Genomic DNA, 26155 nt, shown 5'->3' on the forward strand with positions numbered 1-26155 from the left:
ATGAAACAATTATCTAGTGCACAAGTCCGCCAAATGTGGCTTGATTTCTGGGCGACCAAAGGTCATTCTGTAGAACCATCTGTTAGCTTGGTTCCAGTAAACGATCCAACCCTTTTGTGGATCAACTCAGGGGTTGCCACTCTTAAAAAATACTTTGACGGGACTATTATCCCTGAAAACCCACGGATTACCAATGCTCAAAAGGCTATTCGTACCAACGATATTGAAAACGTAGGGAAGACGGCGCGTCACCATACCATGTTTGAAATGTTGGGAAACTTCTCAATTGGGGATTACTTCCGTGACGAAGCCATTACTTGGGCTTATGAACTTTTGACAAGTCCTGAATGGTTTGACTTCCCAGCTGAAAAACTCTACATGACCTACTACCCAGCTGATACAGATTCTTACAACCGCTGGATTGAAGTGGGCGTGGATCCAAGTCACTTGATTCCAATCGAAGACAACTTCTGGGAAATTGGTGCGGGACCTTCTGGACCAGATACAGAAATCTTCTTTGACCGTGGGGAAGCCTTTGACCCAGAAAATATTGGTATTCGCCTTCTCGCAGAAGATATCGAAAACGATCGTTATATCGAAATCTGGAACATTGTCTTGTCACAATTTAACGCAGATCCAGCTGTACCTCGTAGCGAGTACAAGGAATTGCCACACAAGAACATTGATACGGGCGCTGGTTTGGAGCGTTTGGTGGCTGTTATCCAAGGGGCTAAGACAAACTTTGAAACAGACCTCTTCATGCCGATCATCCGTGAAGTTGAGAAATTGTCTGGTAAGGTCTACGACCAAGATGGCGACAACATGAGCTTTAAGGTCATTGCGGACCACATCCGTTCTCTTTCATTTGCCATCGGTGATGGTGCCCTCCCAGGAAACGAAGGTCGTGGCTATGTCCTTCGTCGTCTCCTCCGTCGCGCTTCCATGCACGGTCAAAAATTGGGCATCAACGAGCCTTTCCTTTACAAACTCGTTCCAACTGTTGGAAAAATCATGGAAAGCTACTACCCAGAAGTGCTTGAAAAACGTGACTTTATCGAAAAAATCGTGAAGAGCGAAGAAGAGTCATTTGCCCGTACCCTTCATTCAGGTCAACACTTTGCAGAAACCATTGTAGCTGATTTGAAAGCGAAAGGTCAAAACGTTATCGCTGGGCAAGATGTCTTCAAACTCTACGATACTTACGGATTCCCGGTTGAGTTGACGGAAGAAATCGCTGAAGAAGCTGGGATGACTGTAGACCGTGAAGGTTTTGAAGTAGCCATGAAAGAGCAGCAAGAACGTGCGCGTGCGTCAGCTGTCAAAGGCGGCTCAATGGGGATGCAAAATGAAACCCTTCAAAATATCACAGTGGAAAGTGTCTTCAACTACAATGCCAGTCAATTGCCTTCTAAGTTGGTGGCTATCGTAGCGGACAATGCTGAAGTTGAAGCTGTTTCAGAAGGAACTGCCTCCCTGTTCTTTGCAGAGACTCCATTCTACGCTGAAATGGGTGGACAGGTAGCTGACCATGGTCAAATCTTGGATGCTGCAGGAAAACTTGTGGCTACTGTGACAGATGTTCAAAAAGCGCCAAACGGACAAGCTCTTCATACGGTTGAAGTTCTTGCACCGCTTGCTTTGAATCAGGAATACACCTTGGCAATTGATACAAATCGTCGTCACCGTGTCATGAAAAACCACACTGCAACTCACTTGCTCCATGCAGCCCTTCACAATATCCTTGGAAACCATGCGACACAAGCAGGATCCCTTAACGAAGTCGAATTCCTTCGTTTTGACTTCACACACTTCCAAGCCGTAACTCCTGAAGAGTTGCGCGCCATTGAACAACAAGTCAATGAGAAAATCTGGGAAGCAATTGCAGTAGAAACTGTTGAGACAGATATTGACACTGCTAAAGAAATGGGAGCTATGGCCCTCTTTGGTGAGAAATACGGTAAAGAAGTCCGCGTTGTAACCATCGGTGACTACTCTGTGGAACTCTGTGGTGGTACCCACGTTGGCAACACTTCTGAGATTGGCCTCTTCAAGATTGTCAAAGAAGAAGGGATTGGATCAGGAACTCGTCGTATCTTGGCAGTGACTGGTAAGGAAGCCTTTGAAGCCTACCGTGAACAAGAAGACGCTCTGAAAACAGTAGCAGCAACCTTGAAAGCACCTCAACTCAAGGAAGTGCCTCATAAGATTGAAGGACTTCAAGAACAACTTCGTCAGCTCCAAAAAGAAAATGCTGAGTTGAAAGAAAAAGCAGCGGCAGCGGCAGCAGGCGATGTCTTTAAGAATGTTCAAGAAGCAAACGGCCACCGTTACATTGCAAGCCAAGTTTCTGTATCAGATGCTGGTGCCCTTCGTACCTTTGCGGACAACTGGAAACAAAAAGATTACTCTGACTTGCTTGTTCTAGTTGCTGCTATCGGTGATAAGGTTAACGTTCTTGTAGCAAGCAAGACAAAAGACATCCATGCAGGTAACTTGGTTAAAGAATTGGCTCCAATCGTTGATGGACGTGGTGGTGGAAAACCAGACATGGCCATGGCAGGAGGGAGCAACCAAGCGAAAATTCAAGAATTGTTGGATTCAGTAGCAGGTAAATTGTAAGAAAACAAAGATCTATCCATTTGGGTAGGTCTTTTTGTGAATACAAAAAAGTCAAATCCGGTTGGATTTGACTTGTAACTGATAGGTTTATTTTGTTGCCCAGACACTGACTGAACCCGCTGCTACTGGAAATTCTCCATAACCTTCCTCATCAATTGTAACTTGACTTTGGTGGTTTCCAAGTAAATCTACAAATGTTTGGTCAGCCCATTCTTGACCGACAAACATGGACTTGCTGTTTTCTTGGTCGTTTGAGATAAGGACTGCGATTGGGGATTGATTTTCAGCACCTGAACGAACCCATCCGATACAGTTGGCATCGTCAAAGTAGTCTGTTTGCTCTCCATAGGCCCTGTCTTTTCGGATGGCCAGGAGACGATCAAGAACTTCTTTGAAATCTTGTTGAGCATATTGCCCTGAAATGCCGTAATAGTCTCCATAAAAGACACATGGAAGACCCTGCTCACGAAGAAGGATGAGGGCGTAGGCTGCAGGTTTAAACCATTCTTGGACGGTTGATTCAAGTGCCTGTCCTCTTTGAGTATCATGGTTGTCAACGAAAGTGACAGCCTTATCAGGTTTGATTTCCACTAAACTATCAGCAAAAATACTACGAAGATCATAACTTGCTCCTGCTTGGCTGGCTTCAAAGAGATTTTGGTGAAGACGAACATCCACAAGGTCAAAGCGCTCCTCAATTTTCTCAAGATAGTCCAGATTAGCTTCTTTGTCTGGATTCCAAAATTCCCCAAAAACATAGAAATTCTCACCGTATTTTTCCTTCATATCACGGATGAAATTGGCCATAAAGAAGGAGTCAATGTGTTTAACGGCATCCAAGCGGAAACCTGAAACTCCAGTCGTTTCCATGAACCAGTCAGCCCAGTCATAGATGTTTTGGATGACTTCAGGGTGCTTAAAGTCCAGGTCAGCATACATGAGGTAGTCGTAGTTACCGTTTTCGTTATCGACCAATTCCTCGTTTGCCCAACCTTTATTGTCCCCCTGGATCAGGTAAATGCCAGACTTACGGCGCTTGGCATCGTAGTCTGTACCTGTAAAGTGGTACCAGTGCCAGTGGAAGTCATTGTAGGTATTTTGACGACCATCGAAAGTAAAGTGAGTCCAGCCATTGATAGTGAAGGGCTCGCTTAGTTGAACGGTACGGTCCTCGGGATCGACTTCGATAACTTGAAAGGCTTCTAATTTATCTGCTGCAGCCTTGTGATTAAGAACGATGTCAGCCATTGGTTGGATTCCGTGATCCTTGAGAGTCTGAATCGTTTGGAGATAATCTTCCTTAAAACCATACTTAGTACGAACAGTCCCTTTTTGGTTAAATTCACCCAGATCAAAAAGATCATAAACGCCATAGCCAACATCTTTTTCATTGGTTGCCTTGAAGGCAGGTGGCATCCAGACATGACTGATACCGAGATTTGCTAGGTGTTCTGCGTCATCTGCCAATCGTGTCCAGTGTTGTCCGTCGTGGGGCAGATACCACTCAAAGTATTGCATAAGTGTCTGATTTTGCATTGTTTTTCCTCTTACTTATCAATGATGTGTTATATTCTACCATAAAGTCCAAAACTACGCAAACGTTTGCGCAAATTTTCTCTACTCATTTCTAGAAATGTCTATTTTTAGAGAATGACCATTATCTTTTCATTGGTTAGGAAAGAAGGATTAGAAAAAATGAATTGACTAAACTTTTTTTAACAAAAATAACACTTAGTAAACTAAAGTAAAAATGGAGAAACGCTTTCTATTTTGAGAATTGTCACAAAATTTGCTATAATAGTAGCTATGAATAGAATTAGGGTCAGCAGACGTGTTGAAAAAAAACTAGCTAAGGGTCTAGTTCTTTTGGAAGCAAGTGATTTAACAGATATTGATCTGACGGATCAGGAAGTCGAAGTTCTTAGTCAAGACGGGAAGTTTTTAGGGAGTGCCTATCTTTCTCAGCAGAACAAGGGCATTGGCTGGTTGGTCAGCAAGGAAAAGGTTGGTTTCAACCAAGCCTTCTTTGAAACTCTGTTTCGTAAAGCTAAGGAAGCTAGAAAGTCTTATTATCAGGATGACTTGACAACTGCCTTTCGCCTTTTTAACCAAGAGGGAGATGGTTTTGGTGGGCTGACTATTGATCTCTACGGAGATTATGTGGTCTTTTCTTGGTACAACTCCTATGTTTATCAGATTCGTGAGCTGATCATAAAGGCTTTTAAGGAAGTCTTTCCTGAGATTTTGGGAGCATATGAAAAGATTCGTTTTAAAGGTCTAGATTACGAGTCTGCTCATGTCTATGGTGAGAAAGCGCCAGACTACTTTACTGTTCTTGAGAATGGCGTACTCTATCAGGTCTTTATGAATGATGGCTTGATGACAGGGATTTTCCTAGATCAGCATGAGGTTCGTGGGAGTTTGGTAGACGGTTTAGCTATGGGTAAATCCTTGCTCAATATGTTTTCCTATACAGCTGCCTTTTCAGTTGCTGCAGCTATGGGAGGCGCGAGTGAGACGACTTCTGTCGATTTGGCCAAACGGTCTAGAGAGCTGTCAGAAGCTCATTTTCATGCAAATGGACTCAGCACGGACAATCATCGTTTTATCGTCATGGATGTCTTTGAATATTTCAAGTATGCCAAGCGAAAAGGCTTGACCTATGATGTGATTGTTCTTGATCCGCCGAGCTTTGCCCGCAATAAAAAACAAACATTCTCTGTAGCTAAGGACTATCACAAGCTGATTTCCCAAAGTCTAGAGATTTTAAATCCGGGAGGTATTATCATTGCCAGTACCAATGCTGCCAATGTTTCCCGTCAGAAATTTACAGAACAAATTGATAAAGGTTTTGCAGGAAGAAAATATCAGATTTTAAACCAATATGGTCTTCCAGCAGACTTTGCCTATAATAAAAAAGATGAAAGCAGTAATTACCTCAAGGTGATTAGTATGAAGGTTAGTAGATGAAATTAATCGTTTCAGTAATGCCAAGAAGTTTAGAAGAAGCCCAAGAACTGGATGCCACACGGTATGAAGATGCCGATATCATCGAGTGGCGTGCAGACTTCCTCGCAAAGGAAGCCATTTTACAGGTAGCGCCTGCAATCTTTGAGAAATTCGCAGGCCGCGAACTGGTCTTTACCCTTCGGACTCGCGCTGAGGGAGGAGAAATCGAACTGTCTTCTGAGGAGTATGTTCAAATCATCAAGGAAGTCACTCAACTCTATCAACCAGACTATGTGGATTTTGAGTACTTCAGCTACAAGGATGTATTTGAGGAAATGTTGGATTTTCCCAATCTCGTTTTGAGTTACCATAATTTCCAAGAGACACCTGAAAACATGATGGAGATTCTGTCTGAGTTGACCAGTCTTTCTCCAAAAGTGGTCAAGGTATCTGTCATGGCCCATACGGAGCAGGATGTTTTAGACTTGATGAACTACACACGAGGATTTAAAACACTCAATCCTGAACAAGACTACGTAACCATTTCCATGGGGAAAATGGGCAAGGTATCTCGGATTACTTCAGATGTGACGGGTTCAAGTTGGTCATTTGCTAGTCTGGATGAAGCGAGTGCCCCAGGTCAGATTTCTCTATCAAACATGAAAAAAATCAGGGAGATTTTGGATGAAGCTTGATGGCTACACACGTATGGCGGCTGTCGTTGCAAATCCCATTAAACACTCTATTTCACCTTTTATCCACAATAGTGCCTTTGAGGCGACAGCGACAAATGGTGTCTATGTGGCTTGGGAAATTGAAGTGGATGATTTGGCAGAAACAGTCGCTAATATTCGCCGTTACCAGATGTTTGGTATCAATCTCTCCATGCCGTACAAGGAACAAGTGATTCCCTTTTTGGATGAATTGAGTGATGAAGCGCGTTTGATTGGGGCGGTCAACACCGTTGTCTATGATAATGGCAATTTAATTGGATATAATACAGATGGCAAGGGATTCTTTAAGAGCTTGCCTTCTTTTACAATTTCGGATAAGAAAATGACCATTCTGGGAGCAGGTGGTGCGTCCAAGGCTATTTTGGCACAGGCTATTTTGGATGGTGTCAGTCAGATTTCAGTCTTTGTTCGCTCAGTTTCCATGGAAAAAACAAGACCTTACCTAGAAAAGTTACAGAATCAGACAGGCTTTAAAGTGGACTTGTATGCTTTAGAAAATCTTTCTGAACTGCAAGCAAGGATTGCTGAGTCGGACCTGCTCGTCAATGCTACCAGTGTGGGCATGGATGGGCAGTCGTCCCCCGTTCCAGAAAGCATCAATTTGCCAGAGGATTTCTTGGTTGCAGATATCATTTACCAACCTTTTGAGACGCCATTTTTGAAATGGTCTAGAAGTCAGGGCAATCCCACCATCAATGGCCTTGGAATGTTGCTCTATCAAGCTGCAGAAGCTTTTCAACTGTGGACAGGTAAAGAAATGCCAACAGAAGAGATTTGGCAGTCCTTGACAGAAAAATACCAATAATTAAAAGGAGAACCTACTATGAAAATCAGAATCGATATTCCGCATCATCCCTATGATATTCAGATTGAAAAAGGTTGTCTATCGCAAGCAGGTCAATGGTTGCGAGAACTCTGGCAACCTCAAAAAGTGGTTATCGTAACAGATAACCATGTAGCTTCTCTCTATGCAGAGAAGGTTAAACTCAGCCTAGAAGATGCTGGTTTTCAGGTAGCTGTTTTTGATTTCTTAGAAGGCGAAGAACGAAAAAATTTAACAACTGTTCAGAAGGTCTATGAATTTTTAGTCAAGCAGGGTTTGACTCGTAGCGATGGGATTGTGGCTCTTGGTGGTGGTGTCGTTGGGGACTTGGCTGGCTTTGTGGCTTCGACCTATATGCGTGGGATTCACTTTGTTCAGATTCCGACCAGTTTGACAGCCCAGGTTGATTCCTCTATCGGTGGAAAGACAGGCGTCAACACTCCATTTGCTAAAAATATGGTGGGGACCTTTGCCCAACCTGATGGGGTTCTGATTGATCCACTTGTACTTGAAACACTTGGAAAGAGAGAGCTGATTGAAGGGATGGGTGAGGTTATCAAGTACGGCTTGATTGAGGATCCAGAACTGTGGGCTCTCTTAACGGAGCTGGATGGTTCTGTTGAGAGCATTCTGGAACAAGCAGAGACTTTGATAGAACATTCTTGTCAGGTTAAGTGCAAGATGGTAGTTGAGGATGAGTTGGATAACGGTGTTCGCCTTTACCTCAATTTTGGGCACACTATTGGCCATGCCATTGAAGCGACTGCTGGTTATGGCAAGGTCATGCATGGAGAAGCTGTGGCCATGGGCATGGTTCAGATTTCCAAGGTTGCTGAGGAGAAGGGCCTTATGCCAGAAGGAATAACTCAGTCCATCACAGAGATGTGCCAGAAATTTGGTTTGCCAGTTGATTATGAAAACTGGGATGTTGATAAACTTTATCAAGCTTTGACTCATGATAAGAAAGCGCGTGGCAACACCTTGAAATTGGTCTTGGTACCAGAGCTTGGTTCAGCGACCATTCACCCAGTTTCTCTGGAAGAGATGAAAGACTACTTGGTAAAATAAGGAGAACGTATGAGATATTTAACTGCAGGAGAATCACACGGTCCGCGTCTGACGGCAATTATCGAAGGAATTCCCGCTGGACTTCCTTTGACAGCAGAGGACATCAATGAGGATCTAAAACGCCGTCAAGGTGGTTATGGTCGTGGTGGTCGTATGAAAATTGAGAGTGACCAGGTGGTTTTTACCTCTGGCGTTCGTCACGGGAAGACGACAGGATCTCCCATTACCATGGATGTCATCAATAAGGACCACCAGAAATGGCTGGATATCATGTCTGCTGAGGACATTGAAGACCGCCTCAAAAGCAAGCGGAAAATCACTCATCCACGTCCAGGTCACGCCGATTTGGTAGGGGGCATCAAATACCGTTTTGATGATTTGCGAAATTCCTTGGAGCGGTCATCTGCTCGTGAAACCACCATGCGAGTGGCAGTTGGGGCAGTAGCCAAACGACTGTTGGCTGAACTGGAGATAGAAATTGCCAACCATGTCGTGGTCTTTGGTGGTAAGGAAATCGATGTTCCTGAAAATCTGACGGTCGCTGAGATTAAGGAAAGAGCTGCCCAGTCAGAAGTTTCTATTGTCAACCAAGAACGGGAACAAGAAATCAAGGATTATATTGACCAAATCAAGCGTGATGGTGATACCATAGGTGGAGTTGTTGAGACAGTCGTCGGAGGTGTTCCAGTTGGCCTTGGATCCTATGTTCAATGGGACAGAAAATTGGATGCGCGATTGGCCCAAGCAGTTGTTTCTATCAATGCCTTTAAAGGGGTGGAATTTGGTCTTGGATTTGAGGCGGGTAACAGAAAAGGCAGCCAAGTTATGGACGAAATTCTCTGGTCTAAAGAAGACGGCTATACTCGTCGCACCAATAATCTAGGTGGTTTCGAAGGTGGTATGACCAATGGGCAACCCATCGTTGTCCGTGGTGTCATGAAACCAATTCCCACTCTTTATAAACCATTGATGAGTGTGGATATCGAGACTCACGAACCTTACAAGGCAACTGTGGAGAGAAGTGATCCAACCGCTCTTCCAGCGGCAGGTGTGGTTATGGAAGCTGTTGTGGCAACGGTTCTGGCACAAGAAATCCTTGAAAAATTCTCATCAGATAATCTTGAGGAATTAAAAGAAGCGGTAGCCAAACACCGAGACTATACAAAGAACTATTAAGGAGTTCCTATGGCAAAAACAGTCTATATAGCAGGTCTTGGATTGATTGGTGCTTCAATGGCACTCGGTATCAAGCGCGATCATCCTGATTATGAAATTCTAGGTTATAATCGCAGTCAGGCTTCGAGAGATATTGCCTTGAAAGAAGGTATGATTGACCGTGCAACGGATGATTTTGCCAGTTTCGCTCCCCTAGCAGATATCATCATCCTGACCTTGCCAATCAAACAGACCATTGCTTTTATTCAGGAATTGGCAGGTTTAGACTTGAAAGAAGGCGTCATTATCTCGGATGCTGGCTCAACCAAGTCAGCCATTGTGGAAGTTGCTGAGGAATACTTGGCTGGCAAGTCTGTTCGATTTGTCGGGGCCCATCCCATGGCTGGTAGCCACAAGACAGGAGCTGCTTCTGCAGATGTTAATCTCTTTGAAAATGCCTATTATATCTTCACACCTTCGAGCCTGACAGGTCCTGACACACTTGAGGAAATGAAGGATCTGCTTTCTGGTCTCCATGCTCGTTTCATTGAAATTGATGCCAAGGAGCACGATCGGGTCACTTCACAGATTAGCCATTTTCCCCATATCTTGGCATCAGGTCTCATGGAGCAAACAGCTGTCTATGCTCAAGAACATGAGATGACAAGGCGCTTTGCGGCGGGTGGCTTTCGAGATATGACCCGGATTGCAGAGAGTGAACCAGGTATGTGGACTTCTATCCTCTTGTCCAATCGCGAGACCATCCTAGAGCGGATTGAGGATTTCAAGGAACGCTTAGATGAGATTGGTCAGGCTATTAGTAAGGGGGAAGAAGAGCAGATTTGGAACTTTTTCAACCAAGCACGTGAGCAACGTCAGGCCATGGAAATCCATAAACGTGGTGGTGTGGATAGTTCTTATGACCTCTATGTCGATGTTCCCGATGAAGAAGATGTCATCTTGCGGATTTTGGAATTGCTTCGTGGAACTTCTTTGGTTAATATCCACATCAACGAAGAAAACCGTGAGGATGTTCACGGGATTCTACAAATTTCATTTAAAAATGCTCAAGATTTAGAACGAGCTGAGCGCTTAATTACAGAAAATACGGACTACACAGTCGTCATCAAATAAGGAGAAAATCATGTCAAATATTTACGATACTGTAAATGAACTCAGTCGTGGGTTACGCGAATTACCAGAATACAAGGCGGTTAAGGCGGCAAAAGATGTCATCCAAGCAGATGAACAAGCTAGCAAGATTTTTGCAGACTATATCGCCTTCCAGCAAGAAATCCAAGTCATGGCCCAAACTGGACAAATGCCAGATGCCTCTTTCCAAGAAAAGATGCAGTCTTTCAGCAGGCAAATCCAAGAGAACGCTCTTTTGTCAGATTTTTTTGCCAAACAGCAACAATTGTCCATTTACCTTTCAGACATTGAAAAAATTGTCTTTGAACCTGTTTCAGAATTATTGAAATAGTATTTTATCTGTATAAAAGCCAGAAATTTCAGGAATTTCTGGCTTTTTTGTGATAAAATAAGAAAAGTATTGCAAGTATGAGGTCAACTATGAAACTAAAAACAAACATTCGCTACTTACATGGCAGTATCCGGGTACCAGGTGACAAGTCTATCAGCCACCGTTCGATTATTTTTGGAAGTTTGGCTGAGGGCGAGACTAAGGTTTATGATATTCTGCGTGGAGAGGATGTGCTCTCAACCATGCAGGTTTTTCGTGACCTTGGTGTTAAAATTGAGGACAAAGATGGGGTTATTACCATTCAAGGTGTAGGCATGGATGGCTTAAAAGCTCCGCAAAACGCCTTGGATATGGGAAATTCTGGCACCTCGATTCGCCTGATCTCAGGTGTCCTTGCTGGTGCAGACTTCGAAGTAGAGATGTTTGGAGATGATAGTCTTTCTAAACGTCCTATGGACCGTGTGACGATTCCTCTGAAAAAAATGGGTGTCAGCATTTCAGGCCAAACTGAACGAGACCTACCCCCTCTTCGCTTGAAAGGGACGAAAAATTTAAGACCGATTCATTATGAGTTGCCAATTGCCTCTGCACAAGTCAAGTCCGCCTTGATGTTTGCAGCCTTGCAGGCTCAGGGGGAGTCCGTTATTCTCGAGAAAGAATGTACTCGTAACCACACCGAAGATATGCTTCAGCAATTTGGTGGTCATTTAAGTGTGGATGGCAAAAAGATCACAGTCCAAGGACCACAAAAACTGACAGGACAAAAGGTAGTTGTTCCAGGAGATATTTCCAGTGCCGCCTTTTGGTTGATCGCTGGTTTGATTGTGCCAAACTCTCGTGTGGTGCTACAGAATGTGGGGATCAATGAAACGCGTACTGGTATTATTGATGTCATTCGTGCCATGGGTGGAAAATTAGAAATAACTGAAATCGACCCAATCGCTAAATCTGCAACGCTGACTGTCGAGTCTTCAGACCTGAAAGGAACAGAGATTGGTGGAGCCTTGATTCCACGCTTGATTGATGAATTGCCTATTATTGCCCTTCTAGCGACCCAAGCGCAAGGTGTAACGGTCATTAAGGATGCTGAAGAACTCAAGGTTAAGGAAACCGACCGCATTCAGGTGGTGGCAGATGCTTTAAATAGTATGGGAGCGGATATCACTCCTACAGCAGATGGGATGATTATCAAAGGGAAATCAACCCTTCATGGCGCTAGAGTCAATACGTTTGGTGACCATCGTATCGGAATGATGACAGCCATCGCAGCCCTCTTGGTTGCAGATGGAGAAGTGGAACTTGACCGTGCTGAAGCCATCAATACCAGCTATCCTAGCTTCTTTGATGATTTGGAGAGCTTGATTCATGGCTAAGGTATTACTCGGATTTATGGGGGCAGGCAAGTCGACAATCGCTAGAGGATTGGACCCAGACCACATCGATATGGATGCCTTAATCGAGGAACGTTTGGGCATGTCCATTGCGGATTTTTTCGCTGAAAAGGGAGAAGAGGCCTTTCGTCAGGTGGAGTCTGAAGTTTTAGCGGACTTACTAAAAACGGACCGAGTTGTGTCAACTGGTGGAGGAATAGTCGTTTCTCAGAGAAATCGTGACTTGCTTAAGACTAATCCTGATAACATTTATCTGAATGCAGATTTTGAAACCCTTTACCAACGTATTTCAGCTGATAAGGACAATCAACGGCCACTTTTTCTCAACAACAGTAAGGAAGAGTTGCGAGAGATTTTTCAAGAAAGACAGGTTTGGTATGAGGAAGTAGCCAGTCGTGTTCTAGATGTGACCAAGCTAAGCCCAGAGGAAATTATAGAGGAACTGAGATGAAAATTGCCTATCTAGGTCCCAAGGGATCTTTTTCGAATCATGTTGTGCAGACAGCCTTTCCCAAAGAGGAATTGCAGGCTTTTGCCAATATCACAGATGTTATCAAGGCCTATGAGCAAGGCTTAGTGGACTATTCTGTTGTACCAGTTGAAAACTCCATTGAAGGTAGTGTCCATGAAAGTTTGGATTATCTTTTTCATCAGGCTCGCATCCAAGCAGTTGCAGAAATCGTCCAGCCCATTCATCAGCAGCTGATGGCGGTTCCCGGTCAGTCAAAAATTGAGAAGATTTTTTCCCATCCTCAGGCTCTGGCTCAAGGGAAAAAGTTTATCGATGAGCACTATCCAGAAGCCCAGCTGGAAGTGACGGCAAGCACAGCCTATGCAGCCCGCTTTATCGCTGAACATCCAGACCAGCCTTTTGCGGCTATTGCGCCTAGAAAATCAGCTAGAGAGTATGGTTTAGAATTAATAGCAGAAGACATCCAAGAAATGGAAGCCAATTTCACACGTTTTTGGGTCTTAGGGGCAGAGATACCGATGATTCCTTTGAACTCGCAAGCTGAAAAAATGAGTTTGGCCTTGACCTTGCCAGACAACCTACCTGGGGCTCTTTACAAGGCACTTTCGACCTTTGCTTGGAGAGGGATTGACTTAACAAAGATTGAAAGTCGCCCCCTTAAAACAGCCTTGGGAGAATACTTTTTCATTATCGATGTAGACTATAGTGACAAAGAACTGGTTCATTTTGCCAGAAAAGAACTAGAAGCCATTGGAATTCAGCACAAGATACTGGGAACCTACCCGATTTTTACCATAACTGATTTAGAAAAGGAGAGTCAATGAGCAAAGAAAATCCTTTAAGTCATCACGAGCAGTTACGTTATGACTATCTCTTCAAAAATATTCATTATCTCAACGACCGTGAACGGAGGGAGTTTGACTATCTGCAGCAAAAAATGACAGGTCCCAAGTCTGAAGTTCACCATTTCTATCAAGAAGAAAAAGAAGAAACTTGGGGTAGAGATATTGATCTTCCGACTTATGGCAGTAGAAGTCGATCTAAGAGACGTGAAAAGGTAGCTCCTCTGCCTAAAGTCAAAAAGAAAAAAAGAAGAATTCGCTTCAAACGAATACTGACTTGGTTCTTGCTGTTGATTACATGTGTGGCTGCAGGGATGATTTTCATGTTTCTTCGAGGGTTCCAGTCAGCGGCCAATCCAACAAATAAGCCAGCTGATGCCAAGGCAGCTCAAGTAGAGGTCTTTAACGGTCAGGATACCAAAGACGGTGTGAATATCCTAGTCATGGGGACAGATGGCCGTATCGGTCAAAATAGTGCAGAAACCCGTACTGACACGATCATGGTACTGAATGTCAGTGGATCGGATAAGAAGATCAAACTAGTCAGCTTTATGCGTGACAACTTAGTTTATATCGACGGGTACAGTAAGATTGTAAATGGCCAGAAACAGACGGATAACAAACTAAATGTTGCTTATGAACTTGGGGAACAAGAAGGGCAAAAAGGGGCTGAAATGGTCCGCAAGGTTCTAAAAGACAACTTTGATTTGGATATTAAGTACTATGCCCTAGTTGACTTCCAGGCCTTTGCAACAGCTATTGATACCCTCTTCCCTGACGGAGTAACGATTGATGCCCAATTCTCAACATTGAATGGTCAACCTTTGACAGAAGCCACAGTTGGAGACGACCTTCATGCAACAGAGACAGAGTCCCCAACTCAAACCATCAAAGTTGGAAAACAGCAAATGAATGGATCCACCTTGCTGAACTATGCTCGCTTCCGTGATGATGATGAGGGAGACTATGGCCGTACCAAACGTCAGCAACAAGTCATGTCAGCAGTTCTTGAGCAAATCAAAGATCCAACCAAGCTCTTTACAGGATCAGAGGCACTTGGAAAAGTTTTTGGCATGACTTCAACAAATTTACCATATAGCTTCTTGTTGACCAATGGATTATCTGTCCTAGAAGGTGCTCAAAATGGAATCGAAAGACTCACAGTACCAGAACTTGGTGACTGGGTAGATGCTTATGATGTCTATGGAGGGCAAGGACTTCTTGTCGATCAAAATAAATACCAAACCAAACTCGCTCAAATGGGGATGAGATAAGAGGCGATAAATGAAAATCAAAGTTTGATTCACTAGTGAAATGGTGGTCTGAGCTTTGGTTTTTCTTACTATCTGATAGATTTTTATAGCTTTTTTATGGTATAATAAAATGATATAACTCGTTATTGGACAGAAGAGGAGAGATATGAGTGATTTGAAAGCGATTCAGGCTCGTAGTCTGGAAATGGCTGAATATTTTGTCGCGTTTTGTAAAGAACATGATTTGTTATGCTACCTCTGTGGTGGAGGAGCTATTGGCGCCCTTCGTAATAAGGGTTTCATTCCTTGGGATGATGACTTAGACTTTTTCATGCCGCGTAAGGACTATGAAAAATTAGCAGAACTGTGGCCACGTTATGCAGATGAGCGTTATTTCTTGTCAAAGAGTCACAAGGATTTTGTAGACCGTAACCTTTTTATTACTATTCGTGATAAAGAAACAACTTGTATCAAGCCTTATCAACAGGATTTGTATTTGCCACATGGTTTAGCCTTGGATGTTTTGCCTTTGGATTATTATCCTAAAAATCCAGCTGAGCGCAAGAAACAAGTCCGCTGGGCTTTGATTTATTCACTCTTTTGCGCCCAAACTATCCCAGAAAAGCATGGTGCCATCATGAAATGGGGAAGTCGTATTTTACTCGGTTTGACTCCTAAATCTCTACGTTATCGCATTTGGAAAAAAGCTGAAAAAGAAATGACCAAGTATGGTCTGGCTGAGAGCGATGGAATCACGGAATTATGCTCAGGTCCTGGCTACATGAGAAACAAGTACCCAATCGCATCCTTTGAAGATAATCTTTTCTTGCCATTTGAAGGAACTGAGATGCCCATTCCAGTCGGCTATGATGCCTATCTCAGCACTGCTTTTGGGGATTATATGACACCACCACCAGCAGACAAGCAAGTACCGCATCATGATGCCATTATAGCAGACATGGACAAGAGTTACACAGAGTACAAGGGAGAGTACGGAGCATGATGGGAGAAAAAATAAGCGTTATCGTTCCAGTCTACAATGTAGAAGCCTATCTGGAGAAGTGTGTCGAATCCATTTTAAAACAGACCTATAGCAACTTGGAAATTCTTCTTGTCAATGACGGCTCAACGGATTCTAGTGGAGAACTGTGTGAACAATTAGCTCAAAGAGATCAACGGATTCGTGTCATTCACAAGGAAAATGGGGGCTTGTCTGATGCTCGAAATAGAGGGATTGAAGAGGCAAGTTCAGATTTGATCGGTTTTATCGATAGTGATGACTACATTGACGAAGATATGTATGAGACCCTTTACCGTCAAATGCTAGAATCCAATGCTGATCTTTCTATGTGTGGACATTATGATGTCTATCACCAAATTCCAGAAAAGCAAGTTGCAGCGATTCAGACTTGGGAGTTGACGCCTCAAGAAGCCATTAAAATGGTCATGGAAGCTAAAATTCTCTCTGTCACAGCTGTCAACAAACTTTATAAAAAAGAACTCTTTGAACACCTACGATTTGAAATTGGCAAAATAGCAGAAGATGCCTTTATCATGATTGCCTTGATTCATCACTGTCGCAAGGTTGTTGCAACAAATGAAAAAAAATACTACTATGTTCATCGTGAAAATAGTATCACGACTCAAAAATTCTCCTTGAAATTCTTAAACGTTATTGAGGCTTATGAGCAAAACGCGAATATTATAAGAGAGAATTATCCTGAACTAGCAGATGTTGCAATCATGCGTTTAAATTGGGCTTACTTCTATGTATTGGATAGGCTCTTAGTCGATGCAGATTTCAAGGATAGGGTCTTAGAAGACCGTTTGATGGCCTATCTAAAGAAAAACACAAAGAACATTCTTTCAGATAGTCGTTTTACAAGAGCAAGAAAAGTGAGCTTTTTAGCTTTGTGCCTGAGTCGAAAATTGTATAGAAAAATCTTGCTTGCACAAACTAAGCGTTAGGAGAAACAATGATTTTATTTATTGAAAAAAACTATTTTAAAATCAATCTGCTGTTTTTATCAGTTATATCTTTTTACTGTATGGCAGGCTTGATTGTCCCACTTCAGGCCATTTCGGCCAATAAATTTGTCACTCTTGGCATGACCCTCATGGGTGTTTTATTGGGACTTTATAATTTCTTTATCAAAAAAGTCTATCTGACTGTCAGAAAAATTGAGTATTTGATTCTCTTTTTTCTAATGAATATCCTGACAGCTGCCTTAGTTGTCAAGTATGGATTTTCAACAAACATAAAGAATTTAGTTGTCTTTTTCATCTATTTCTTTGCAATCTATCCAGCCTTTCAGTCTTTCTCAGTGAAAAAAGCACGTGCCCTCTTTGATGCCTTCTTCTCAGTTATCACTGTTGCAAATACTATAGGTGTACTTGTATCAATTTGGCAATTCTTCATGCTGCAGGGTTACCGCGTATTTGATTACAAGGGGTTATTGATCCGCCAAGGATTTGTAGAGTCTCGTCTATTTGGGATTCTAGCCAGTCCCAACTATCTCTCTATTATTTCTTTGATGGTGATTATTTATTTGTGGATGCGCTTGTCACTTTACAATACTGTCCTTAAAACCCTGGCTATCTCATCGATTTTGCTAAATTTTGCTTATATTGTATTATCAGGTTCCAGAACAACCTATATCTGTTTGGTTATCGTTGCCCTGTTATACGCTTTGATGACGGCTAACTGGACTAAAAAAATCAAGTCACTTCTTACTGTTCTAGTAACTGTAGGTCTGGTATTTGTCTGTTATAATGGTATCAAATATAGTAGCGATATATATTTGAAAGCTCACTCAGCTCAAATCCAAAAGAACCAAGAAAATGGACAAAATGGAGACAACAATCTTTCTCTTGAGAGAACAGACACAAGTGAAGAGAATATCTCCAATAACCGTTTTGCCATTTGGCAGTCAACAGCTTCCTTTATCCCTAGACGCCCTCTATTTGGATATTCAGGTGGAAACTGGTATGAGTTAGGTAAAGAGTATGACGCTTCAGCCTACATCATCAAAAGACATTACCTTACTCACAACGGCTACCTTGAGTTGCTATTCTATGATGGTATCACAGGTTTTATCCCTATGGCTATCTTTATGCTTTCCTTCATTGTTTCAAGTCTCAAGAAATATAAAAAAGACCTTCAAGAAGGTCGACACAATCATGAATTGATTACCATTCTCTTGATCACTGTAGTTATTCTCATCTCTAATTTGTTCTTGAGTTCAACCTTCTATGGAATTTCTCTTTTGGGTTTTATCTTGTTTGTGATTTCAGGTTACTATTTCTCTGTTCTCTATAAAAAAAGAGACGGCTACAGAAAACTAGATGAAGCGGAGATTAAAGAAGTTGAACTAGGTGTCATGGATTATATCCACAATCTCTGTCAAAAAGAGAATATCAACTATTCACTAGCTTATGGAACCTTGCTGGGAGCAGTGAGACACAAGGGTTACATTCCTTGGGATGACGATATTGATATCTCTTTGAAACGCGATGAATACGACAAATTGTATCAAGCTATTTTGCAAGATAATGATCCTGTCTACAAAGTGGTTTCTTGGGAAAATGACAGTCGTTACCCTTACCCATTTTACCGAGTCTATGATGCGCGAACTGTCTATGATAATAACTATATCGACAATGATATTGATTTAGGAATTTGTGTAGACGTTTTCCCATTTGACTATTATGCTGATGTTAACAAGGACATGGTAAAACTGGATACTTACCGTCGTTTATCAGTCTATACCCTTTATGGCATCCATAACAAGAATGCGAAACTCAAGAATATCATCAGATATCTACTTGTCCTTGTATTCCGTTTGACTCGCGTCAAAACTTGGAACCGTAAGATGAACATCCTATCTATGCGAGAAAAAGATGGAGACTTCATTGATTACCTCATGGAGAACAAAAGAGTTTCTACGAAATTTGACAAGTCCTTCTTGGATACGACGATTGATAGTCCATTTGAAGATAGAGTTTACAAAATCCCTGAGGCCTATCAGCCGATCCTTTCTGCCATCTACGGAGATGACTTTATGGAAATTCCTCCTCTAGAAAAACGAGTGAAGCACGATGACTTTCTTGCATACATAAAGGAGGGATAGAAGGTGTTACAATGGTTAAAAAGAAGTTTAGCTAGTCTCTTAGGAGATAAGAAAGATCTGGTTAAAAACCTACCAATTATCAAAAATTTAAATCAAAAAGCCAATATCGACTTAGATTCAAAGAGAAGCAATTTGCTCAAAGAAAACTTTGAAGATATTCTAAAGGCCATCTACCAATCTAATCTGAAATCCTATGATATCTGGTTAGACTTTGGGACTTTACTTGGTTTCTATAGAGAAAATGATTTGATTCCGCATGATTTAGATATGGACTTTGGGATTATTATCCCAGACTATGAAGCCTTTTTAAAGGATGAGAAAGTTCTTTTGGAGAAAGGCTTTGTCAGAACCAAAGAGTTCTATTACAATGATAAGCTTGTAGAATTATCCTATAGTTACAAGGGCCTCAATGTGGATTTTATTGTCTATGATAAAAAGGAAGGTACCATCTCCTCAGATACTATTTTCTACATGACAAATGCCTTGGGAAATCCTACAAGATATGAAGTTTATCATTATGAATTGCCTTTTACAGCACTAAGTGAATGCAGTTTTAAAGAAATTCTAGTAAAAGTTCCAGAAAATACAAGAGAATACATTAGTCACTTGTATGGGGAGGATTTTGAAATCCCTAACACCCACTACAACTGGAAAGAAAATCCAATTTACAAACAAAAAGATGCTAAATTGGCTAAAGTACTTTTGAAAAAGTAAACTTCGAAATACAAGAAAAGAGGGGATGGTGAAGTTCTTCCTTGTTAACTCTAGTCCCTACTCTAGTGTAACAAACGGGCTTCTCCTTCCCTCTTTTTGTCTTATAATGACGGAAAGGAGCTAGAAAAGTTGCTACTAGGATGAATCTTCCATCCTAGCTTCCGCTATCAAAGAAAGAAGTGGTTTATATGAAAAAGAAACAGATAAAAGAAACCCTTGTATTTATTTCCCTAGTCTTGATGCTCGTCTCTGGACTCTTGACACCAGCAGTTCAGGCAGATGCTTCAAGCAATCGAATCCATTTTATCAATACCAAAGGAGTATCAGGAAGTGATGCCATTATTCTAGAAAGTAATGGTCACTATGCCTTGATTGATATGGGTGAAGACTATGATTTTCCAGATGGGGAAGATCCTCGCTATCCCAGTCGTGTAGGAATTAGTAGACAGAACGATTATGTATTAGAAGATCGTCTCTTCCGTCACATGAAACACCTTGGGATACAAAAGTTAGATTTTATTCTAGGAACCCATGTCCATAGTGACCATATTGGATCTGCGGATGAAGTTCTGAAACGTTATCCTGTAGACAGATTTTATCTAAAGAGATACTCAGATGAGCGCATCACATCAAAATAGCGATTGTGGGACAATCTTTTTAATTATGACAATGCTGTCAAGACAGCTCTAGAGCGTGGCGTAACTCTTGTGCAAGACATCACTGAGAAGGAAAGTCACTTCACTTTAGGTGACATGGATATTCAGCTTTATAACTATAAAAACGAATATGACAGTGATGGCAAACTCAAGAGAGTTTATGATGATAATTCCAATTCGATTGTGGCAGTGGTTACTGTAGCGGGGAAAAAGATTTATCTCGGTGGTGACTTGGATAATGCTGAGGGGGCAGAGGATAAGTTAGGTCCTGAAATTGGTAAAGTGGATATGATGAAATGGAACCATCATTATGATGCCCACATTTCAAATACGATTCCTTTCTTAGACTCCCTATCTCCAAGTATGGTGGTACATACATCCGCAGCAGATGCCAATCTTGCTACAACTAGAGACTATCTTAAGAAACATGGTATTGAGGTAGTTCATGCTTCTAGCCAGACCAAGGATGCAACAGTCTTTACAATTAGCAGAAATGGTTTTACAAATGTGTCTGATTCACTACCTAATATTCCTACTGTTAGTGAAAGATGGTATAAAGAAGATGGTTACTGGAAGTATCGCTTGTCTGATGATCAGATGGCAATCGGTTGGCGCAAAATAGAAGGTATTTACTATTTCTTTAATGGCCAAGGACAAATGCAGGCAGGTAGATGGCTTCATTTGAACGACTCTCGTGAAAAACCTGATGGTAACTGGTATTATTTAAACAACAATGGACAAATGCAAGATACTGGTTGGTTTAAACACGATGGTACTTGGTATTATATTGCTTCAAGTGGAGCAAGGAGCTATAGTCAGTTAGTTGAAATTGATGGGCAAAAATATCTATTTGACAAAGATGGGAAGATGCTGACTGGCCTTCAGGTCTATAATGGTAAGAAGATGGTCTTTGCTAGTAGTGGTGCCCTGCAGTCGGAGGGCAAAGCATCATCTTGGCAAAAGATTGCCTCAAATTGGTACTATTATGATGAAGACGGCATTTTGACAGTTGGTAAGAAAGACATCAAGGGAACAACTTACTACTTTGACAAAGAAGGTATCATGCAAACTGGCTGGGCCGTGGTAGATGGTAAATGGAACTACTTTGCGAATTCAGGCGCCATGCAAACTGGCTGGGTCAAGGACAAAGACATTTGGTTCTACCTTGATAAAGACGGCAATATGCTAACTGGAAATCAAGAAATCAATGGCTCTCGTTACTATTTCAAGGCAAGTGGTGCTATGCAAACTGGTTGGCAATGGCAGGACAAGGGTTGGCAGTATTATACTAGCTCTGGTGCCATGAAGACGGGTTGGTTAAAATCGGGCGAATCCTGGTATTATCTGGATCCAGAAACTGGTATCATGGCAGTCGGATCGCAAGAAATTAATGGAAAGAACTATTTCTTCAAGTCTTCAGGAATCATGCAAGTTGGTTGGCAGTGGGTAAATGATAGTTGGCATTATTATACCTCTACAGGTGCTCTGCAAACAGGCTGGCTTAAAGATGGGGGCACTTGGTATTATCTGGATGCTAAGGAAGGAACCATGTCGGTCGGTCTGCATGCAGTAAATGGTGAACAGTACTACTTTAGCACTTCCGGTGCTATGCAGACAGGTTGGCAGTGGATTGATGGTCAGTATCGATACTTCCAAGCAAGTGGCGCCATGAAGACTGGCTGGATTAAAGATCAAGGCAAGTGGTATTATCTTGAAAAAGAAACAGGTATCATGTTGGTCGGTCTTCATAAGGTGAATGGTCAAACCTACTATTTTGGTCCGAACGGAGCTATGCAAACGGGTTGGAAACAGCTTGATGGCAATTGGTACTATTTCCAAACAGACGGAGCTTTACTGAAAAATGCCACCACACCTGATGGTTACAAGGTAAACGAAGAAGGTATCTGGAAACAGGCTGTTGCTGCTGTAAATAGCGAGGCAGTCAAGCCAGAACAGAAACAAGAAGCAAATTCTAATCTTGTTGAACAAGAAAAACAAGATTCAAAGGTAGAAGCCAATACTTCTGATAAGAAAGAATAAATAAGAAAACACCCTGCTGATAGACATTATCTATCAGTAGGGTGTTCTTTTAATTTCTTTTAAGCTTAGCAAGTACTAAGTCTAGAGCATAGTGGAGTGTTTTATCTTTGGCGATAAAGAGTGTCAAGAGATAATAGATACCACAAGCCGCAACAGTCGAGAGAACCATGAGAATCATGTTGAAGTTTACTGTATAAGAGTTGACTTGGAAAAGGAATTTAAAGGCAAAATAAATCGGTATGAATCCAAGGGATACAATAGTATAGCGTGTTAGAGTAGCAAAGATTTCTTTCAAATCAATCAGTTGGTGTTTCTGGATAAAGCGAATTTCCAAGAGAACGACGATAGTCTCCGCAAGAATGGTCGTAGCGATATAGTACTCTGGTGCGAAAATATTATTGAAATACAAGAGGCAGTTGAAGAGGATATTGGCTCCGCCACCAAGGAAGTAAAAGGCAGTCAAGCGATTTTCGTGGTCATTGATAAAGATAATTTGTTTACCAAGGATCAACTCGATAGCCCAGATGATGGTACGAAAGGCGAAGACACTAGTCACGATACCCGCTTCGAGATATTTTTCAGAAGAGTAGATAACTGCCGCGTAGTTCCCTAATACCATAATCCCAATACTGGTTGGAACGATGAGGAAGTAAAAGAGGGCAGCCCCTTGATTCAGAAGACTCTTATAAGAGGTGTAGTCTTTCTTACCGAGATAGTAGCCGAGACGTGGGATACTCACATTGAGAGCCCCACTTAAGACACTGGCAATCAACATCACAATGCTGGAAGCAATGGTGTAGTAAGAAATGTAGTTTTCATCAGGTCCCTTGGTGATAAACATTCTATCAAGTAAGGTATAGAGCATGTTGGCATTCGCTAAGAGAAGCATAGTCAAGAGCGGTTTAGATGCTTTGATTAATTCCACAAGACCAATCTTGACAAAGGAAACTTCTCTCTTGATCCAAAGAAAACTGAGCAGGTAGTTTAGGATAGTGGTTGCACTCATGACGATGGCATAAGGAACGATATCATCTGCAGTTTTAACAAAGGTAAAGATAGCAACCAGCATGGCAATCCGAATAATCAATGTCTTGTAGAGGATGAAGGCATAGTTTTCATAAGCCTCGTTCATCCATTCGATATTGAGGAATTGGAAGAGTGCCTGAGCTCCTAGGATATAGTAAAGGACTTTCAGGTTCACAATGCTGGTATCAAAGAAGATAAAGAGGAAGTAGATACCAGTCGTCAGTAGAGAAGTGAAAACCGAAATATAAAACAACTTAGAAAAGACATAGTTGATTTTATTCTTGTCGTCCTTAACCTTACTGATAGCACGAATCCCGTAGTTGTATATTCCAAAGGCTGCTAGTGGAATGACAAAGCTGGCCCAGGTATTGGCGGTATTGAAGTAACCGTAGTTGGATTTGCTGAGAATCCGCGTCAGATAAGGGTTGGTTATCAGTGGAAAAACGATATTGAGAATATTGACCAGCAAGCTGGCCAAGGCATTTACTTTTATATTTTTCATTGAACTTTCTTTCTTAAATCTAAAATCATATCTAGTATTATATCACATTCTCGCTTCATTCTTTTGATAAAATCGTAAAAATCTAGTATAATAGATAGACTGAAAGTATGAGGTTACTAGATATGAAGATGAAACAAATTAGTGATACAACACTAAAAATCACGATGACTTTAGATGATTTGATGGATCGGGGAATGGAGATTGCAGACTTTCTCGTTCCTCAGGAAAAAACCGAAGAGTTCTTCTATGCTATTTTAGATGAGTTAGAGATGCCAGACAATTTCTTGGATAGTGGCATGTTGAGTTTTCGTGTAACACCAAAACCAGATAAGGTGGATGTCTTTGTGACCAAGTCTAAGATTGACCAAAACCTTGATTTTGAAGATTTGGCGGACCTACCTGACATGGAAGAATTGGCCCAAATGTCGCCAGATGAATTTCTCAAGACACTAGAAAAGAGTATCGCAGAGAAAACCAAGGATGATATTGAGGCTATTCAATCCCTAGAGCAAGTCGAGGCTAAGGAAGAAGAACTGGAGCAAGCGAACAAGGAGATTGAGAGCAAGAAGGAACCTTATATCTACTATATCTTGCGTTTCGCTAATCTTGCTGACCTAGTTGCTTTTGCAAAGACGGTTAACTACCAGATGGAAACATCTGAACTCTATAAGATGAATGGACACTATTATTTGACAATCTTAGTTGATGTGGAAAACCATCCTAGTCCATATCCAGCCTGGCTCTTGGCTCGTATGCGTGAATTTGCTGACGACAGTGATATCAGTCGTTCGGTTTTACAAGAGTATGGTCACATCTTAATCAATCACGACGCTGTGTTCGGTCTTCAAAAAATTAATTCATAGTTTTTAGAAATCAATTTTTACTTATCAGAAAAGGCGAATCAGATGATTCGTTTTTTCTTTTCTATCTATAAATAGTGGTTTTCTTGGATAGGAATTTTCACAAAATTCTGTTATAATGGCTATATCAGAAAATTTCTAGGAGACAAACATGACAGTTAAAATTGCTTTACTTGGATTTGGTACCGTTGCAAGTGGTGTGCCATTCCTACTAAAGGAAAATGGAGAAAAAATCGTTCAGTCAGCTCATTCAGAGATTGAAGTAACCAAGGTATTGGTCAAGGATGAAGATGAAAAGAACCGCTTGCTTGCAGCAGGAAATGACTTTAACTTTGTAACCAATGTAGACGATATTTTATCAGATCAAGACATTACGATTGTAGTGGAATTGATGGGGCGTATCGAACCAGCTAAAACCTTTATCACTCGTGCCTTAGAAGCCGGGAAACACGTTGTTACTGCTAACAAGGACCTTTTGGCTGTCCATGGCGCAGAATTGCTAGAAATCGCTAAAGAGCACAATGTGGCACTCTACTATGAGGCTGCAGTTGCTGGTGGGATTCCAATTCTTCGTACCTTGGCAAATTCGCTGGCTTCTGACAAAATCACTCGTGTCCTTGGTGTGGTTAACGGAACTTCTAACTTTATGATGACCAAAATGGTCGAAGAAGGCTGGTCTTACGATGATGCTTTGGCTGAAGCACAAAGACTAGGATTTGCAGAAAGTGATCCTACAAATGATGTTGATGGGATTGATGCAGCCTACAAGATGGTTATTTTGAGCCAATTTGCCTTTGGGATGAAGGTTGCCTTTGACGATGTAGCCCACAAGGGGATCCGCAACATCACACCAGAAGATGTAGCTGTGGCTCAAGAGCTTGGTTATGTTGTGAAATTGGTTGGTTCTATCGAAGAAACTCCTTCAGGTATTGCCGCAGAAGTGACCCCAACCTTCCTACCTAAAGCACACCCACTTGCTAGTGTGAATGGTGTAATGAACGCCGTCTTTGTAGAATCTATCGGTATCGGAGAATCTATGTACTACGGACCAGGTGCTGGTCAAAAGCCAACTGCAACAAGTGTTGTAGCTGATATTGTCCGTATCGTTCGTCGCTTAAATGATGGTACCATTGGTAAAGACTTCAACGAATATAGCCGTGAACTTGTCTTGGCAAATCCAGAAGATGTCAAAGCAAACTACTACTTCTCAATCCTGGCTCCAGACTCAAAAGGTCAAGTCTTGAAACTTGCTGAAATCTTTAATGCCCAAGATATTTCCTTCAAGCAAATCCTCCAAGATGGCAAAGAGGGTGACAAGGCTCGTGTAGTGATTATCACTCATAAGATTAATAAAGCACAACTTGAGAAGGTTTCAGCTGAGTTGGCCAAAGCTTCAGAATTTGACCTCTTGAATACCTTCAAGGTGTTAGGAGAATAG

The 26155-nt window shown here is 41.7% G+C and carries 20 protein-coding genes and 1 pseudogene; 19 read left to right on the plus strand and 2 right to left on the minus strand.

Going from position 1 to position 26155, the window contains the following annotated elements:
* A complete protein-coding gene (gene alaS, locus ADI74_RS08600; RefSeq protein WP_049538329.1) occupies nucleotides 1-2619 on the plus strand; it encodes an alanine--tRNA ligase in 2619 nt (872 codons plus the stop codon).
* 87 nt (nucleotides 2620-2706) lie between these two features.
* On the opposite strand, the gene ADI74_RS08605 is transcribed toward alaS, so the two are convergent.
* Nucleotides 2707-4155, minus strand: coding sequence for an alpha-amylase (locus tag ADI74_RS08605; RefSeq protein WP_049538330.1), 1449 nt, complete (start codon nucleotides 4153-4155; stop codon nucleotides 2707-2709).
* A 270-nt stretch (nucleotides 4156-4425) separates the two neighbouring features.
* Between ADI74_RS08605 and ADI74_RS08610 the strand changes: the two genes are divergently transcribed.
* The 16 genes and pseudogenes from ADI74_RS08610 to ADI74_RS08685 all read left to right on the plus strand — a co-directional run bounded on the left by ADI74_RS08610 (nucleotide 4426) and on the right by ADI74_RS08685 (nucleotide 22329).
* On the plus strand, nucleotides 4426-5589 hold the full coding sequence (locus tag ADI74_RS08610; protein WP_049538395.1) for a class I SAM-dependent rRNA methyltransferase: 1164 nt from the start codon (nucleotides 4426-4428) through the stop codon (nucleotides 5587-5589).
* Complete coding sequence (gene aroD, locus ADI74_RS08615; RefSeq protein ID WP_049538331.1) at nucleotides 5586-6263, plus strand: type I 3-dehydroquinate dehydratase; 678 nt, start codon at nucleotides 5586-5588, stop codon at nucleotides 6261-6263. The genes ADI74_RS08610 and aroD overlap by 4 nt, the downstream gene beginning before the upstream one ends.
* Complete coding sequence (locus ADI74_RS08620) at nucleotides 6253-7107, plus strand: shikimate dehydrogenase (protein ID WP_049538332.1); 855 nt, start codon at nucleotides 6253-6255, stop codon at nucleotides 7105-7107. The genes aroD and ADI74_RS08620 overlap by 11 nt, the downstream gene beginning before the upstream one ends.
* Before the next feature lie 18 nt (nucleotides 7108-7125).
* Nucleotides 7126-8193 carry a 3-dehydroquinate synthase gene (aroB, locus tag ADI74_RS08625; RefSeq protein ID WP_049538334.1) on the plus strand — a complete coding sequence of 356 codons (1068 nt, stop codon included), beginning with the start codon at nucleotides 7126-7128 and terminating at the stop codon, nucleotides 8191-8193.
* A gap of 9 nt (nucleotides 8194-8202) precedes the next feature.
* Nucleotides 8203-9369, plus strand: coding sequence for a chorismate synthase (aroC, locus tag ADI74_RS08630; RefSeq protein WP_049538337.1), 1167 nt, complete (start codon nucleotides 8203-8205; stop codon nucleotides 9367-9369).
* A 9-nt stretch (nucleotides 9370-9378) separates the two neighbouring features.
* Complete coding sequence (locus tag ADI74_RS08635; RefSeq protein ID WP_049538338.1) at nucleotides 9379-10482, plus strand: prephenate dehydrogenase; 1104 nt, start codon at nucleotides 9379-9381, stop codon at nucleotides 10480-10482.
* 10 nt (nucleotides 10483-10492) lie between these two features.
* Entirely contained in the window at nucleotides 10493-10831 is a 339-nt protein-coding gene (locus tag ADI74_RS08640; RefSeq protein ID WP_049538339.1) for a YlbF/YmcA family competence regulator, read from the plus strand.
* An 89-nt stretch (nucleotides 10832-10920) separates the two neighbouring features.
* The gene (aroA, locus tag ADI74_RS08645; RefSeq protein ID WP_049538341.1) at nucleotides 10921-12204 is read left to right on the plus strand and encodes a 3-phosphoshikimate 1-carboxyvinyltransferase; all 1284 of its coding nucleotides are present in this window, start codon (nucleotides 10921-10923) and stop codon (nucleotides 12202-12204) included.
* Entirely contained in the window at nucleotides 12197-12673 is a 477-nt protein-coding gene (locus ADI74_RS08650; protein ID WP_049538343.1) for a shikimate kinase, read from the plus strand. The genes aroA and ADI74_RS08650 overlap by 8 nt, the downstream gene beginning before the upstream one ends.
* The gene (gene pheA, locus ADI74_RS08655) at nucleotides 12670-13518 is read left to right on the plus strand and encodes a prephenate dehydratase (protein ID WP_049538345.1); all 849 of its coding nucleotides are present in this window, start codon (nucleotides 12670-12672) and stop codon (nucleotides 13516-13518) included. The genes ADI74_RS08650 and pheA overlap by 4 nt, the downstream gene beginning before the upstream one ends.
* Nucleotides 13515-14810, plus strand: coding sequence for an LCP family protein (locus tag ADI74_RS08660; RefSeq protein ID WP_049538347.1), 1296 nt, complete (start codon nucleotides 13515-13517; stop codon nucleotides 14808-14810). The genes pheA and ADI74_RS08660 overlap by 4 nt, the downstream gene beginning before the upstream one ends.
* 145 nt (nucleotides 14811-14955) lie before the next feature.
* Nucleotides 14956-15792: a LicD family protein gene (locus tag ADI74_RS08665; RefSeq protein WP_049538348.1), complete on the plus strand. Its 837-nt coding sequence runs from the start codon at nucleotides 14956-14958 to the stop codon at nucleotides 15790-15792.
* Nucleotides 15789-16757 carry a glycosyltransferase family 2 protein gene (locus tag ADI74_RS08670; RefSeq protein WP_192833039.1) on the plus strand — a complete coding sequence of 323 codons (969 nt, stop codon included), beginning with the start codon at nucleotides 15789-15791 and terminating at the stop codon, nucleotides 16755-16757. Before ADI74_RS08665 ends, ADI74_RS08670 begins: the two co-directional genes overlap by 4 nt.
* An 8-nt stretch (nucleotides 16758-16765) precedes the next feature.
* On the plus strand, nucleotides 16766-18919 hold the full coding sequence (locus tag ADI74_RS08675; protein ID WP_049538351.1) for a LicD family protein: 2154 nt from the start codon (nucleotides 16766-16768) through the stop codon (nucleotides 18917-18919).
* A 3-nt stretch (nucleotides 18920-18922) separates the two neighbouring features.
* Nucleotides 18923-19633: a LicD family protein gene (locus tag ADI74_RS08680; RefSeq protein ID WP_049538352.1), complete on the plus strand. Its 711-nt coding sequence runs from the start codon at nucleotides 18923-18925 to the stop codon at nucleotides 19631-19633.
* Between the two features lie 188 nt (nucleotides 19634-19821).
* Nucleotides 19822-22329: pseudogene (locus ADI74_RS08685) on the plus strand (MBL fold metallo-hydrolase).
* 49 nt (nucleotides 22330-22378) lie between these two features.
* Here ADI74_RS08685 and ADI74_RS08690 read toward each other — a convergent pair.
* On the minus strand, nucleotides 22379-23857 hold the full coding sequence (locus ADI74_RS08690; protein ID WP_049538354.1) for an oligosaccharide flippase family protein: 1479 nt from the start codon (nucleotides 23855-23857) through the stop codon (nucleotides 22379-22381).
* Nucleotides 23858-23979: 122 nt separating this feature from the next.
* Here ADI74_RS08690 and mecA point away from each other — a divergent pair, with 122 nt between their 5' ends.
* Both mecA and ADI74_RS08700 read left to right on the plus strand, forming a co-directional pair.
* Entirely contained in the window at nucleotides 23980-24720 is a 741-nt protein-coding gene (gene mecA, locus ADI74_RS08695) for an adaptor protein MecA (RefSeq protein ID WP_049538355.1), read from the plus strand.
* A gap of 148 nt (nucleotides 24721-24868) precedes the next feature.
* Nucleotides 24869-26155: a homoserine dehydrogenase gene (locus tag ADI74_RS08700; RefSeq protein ID WP_049538357.1), complete on the plus strand. Its 1287-nt coding sequence runs from the start codon at nucleotides 24869-24871 to the stop codon at nucleotides 26153-26155.

Source organism: Streptococcus pseudopneumoniae (genome assembly GCF_001074565.1).
GTDB lineage: Bacteria > Bacillota > Bacilli > Lactobacillales > Streptococcaceae > Streptococcus > Streptococcus pseudopneumoniae_J.

Coding starts and splice junctions, on each gene's coding strand:
- alaS (WP_049538329.1), top strand. CDS start 1: ATGAAACAATTATCTAGTGCACAAGTCCGCCAAATGTGGCTTGATTTC.
- ADI74_RS08605 (WP_049538330.1), bottom strand. CDS start 4,155: ATGCAAAATCAGACACTTATGCAATACTTTGAGTGGTATCTGCCCCAC.
- ADI74_RS08610 (WP_049538395.1), top strand. CDS start 4,426: ATGAATAGAATTAGGGTCAGCAGACGTGTTGAAAAAAAACTAGCTAAG.
- aroD (WP_049538331.1), top strand. CDS start 5,586: ATGAAATTAATCGTTTCAGTAATGCCAAGAAGTTTAGAAGAAGCCCAA.
- ADI74_RS08620 (WP_049538332.1), top strand. CDS start 6,253: ATGAAGCTTGATGGCTACACACGTATGGCGGCTGTCGTTGCAAATCCC.
- aroB (WP_049538334.1), top strand. CDS start 7,126: ATGAAAATCAGAATCGATATTCCGCATCATCCCTATGATATTCAGATT.
- aroC (WP_049538337.1), top strand. CDS start 8,203: ATGAGATATTTAACTGCAGGAGAATCACACGGTCCGCGTCTGACGGCA.
- ADI74_RS08635 (WP_049538338.1), top strand. CDS start 9,379: ATGGCAAAAACAGTCTATATAGCAGGTCTTGGATTGATTGGTGCTTCA.
- ADI74_RS08640 (WP_049538339.1), top strand. CDS start 10,493: ATGTCAAATATTTACGATACTGTAAATGAACTCAGTCGTGGGTTACGC.
- aroA (WP_049538341.1), top strand. CDS start 10,921: ATGAAACTAAAAACAAACATTCGCTACTTACATGGCAGTATCCGGGTA.
- ADI74_RS08650 (WP_049538343.1), top strand. CDS start 12,197: ATGGCTAAGGTATTACTCGGATTTATGGGGGCAGGCAAGTCGACAATC.
- pheA (WP_049538345.1), top strand. CDS start 12,670: ATGAAAATTGCCTATCTAGGTCCCAAGGGATCTTTTTCGAATCATGTT.
- ADI74_RS08660 (WP_049538347.1), top strand. CDS start 13,515: ATGAGCAAAGAAAATCCTTTAAGTCATCACGAGCAGTTACGTTATGAC.
- ADI74_RS08665 (WP_049538348.1), top strand. CDS start 14,956: ATGAGTGATTTGAAAGCGATTCAGGCTCGTAGTCTGGAAATGGCTGAA.
- ADI74_RS08670 (WP_192833039.1), top strand. CDS start 15,789: ATGATGGGAGAAAAAATAAGCGTTATCGTTCCAGTCTACAATGTAGAA.
- ADI74_RS08675 (WP_049538351.1), top strand. CDS start 16,766: ATGATTTTATTTATTGAAAAAAACTATTTTAAAATCAATCTGCTGTTT.
- ADI74_RS08690 (WP_049538354.1), bottom strand. CDS start 23,857: ATGAAAAATATAAAAGTAAATGCCTTGGCCAGCTTGCTGGTCAATATT.
- mecA (WP_049538355.1), top strand. CDS start 23,980: ATGAAGATGAAACAAATTAGTGATACAACACTAAAAATCACGATGACT.
- ADI74_RS08700 (WP_049538357.1), top strand. CDS start 24,869: ATGACAGTTAAAATTGCTTTACTTGGATTTGGTACCGTTGCAAGTGGT.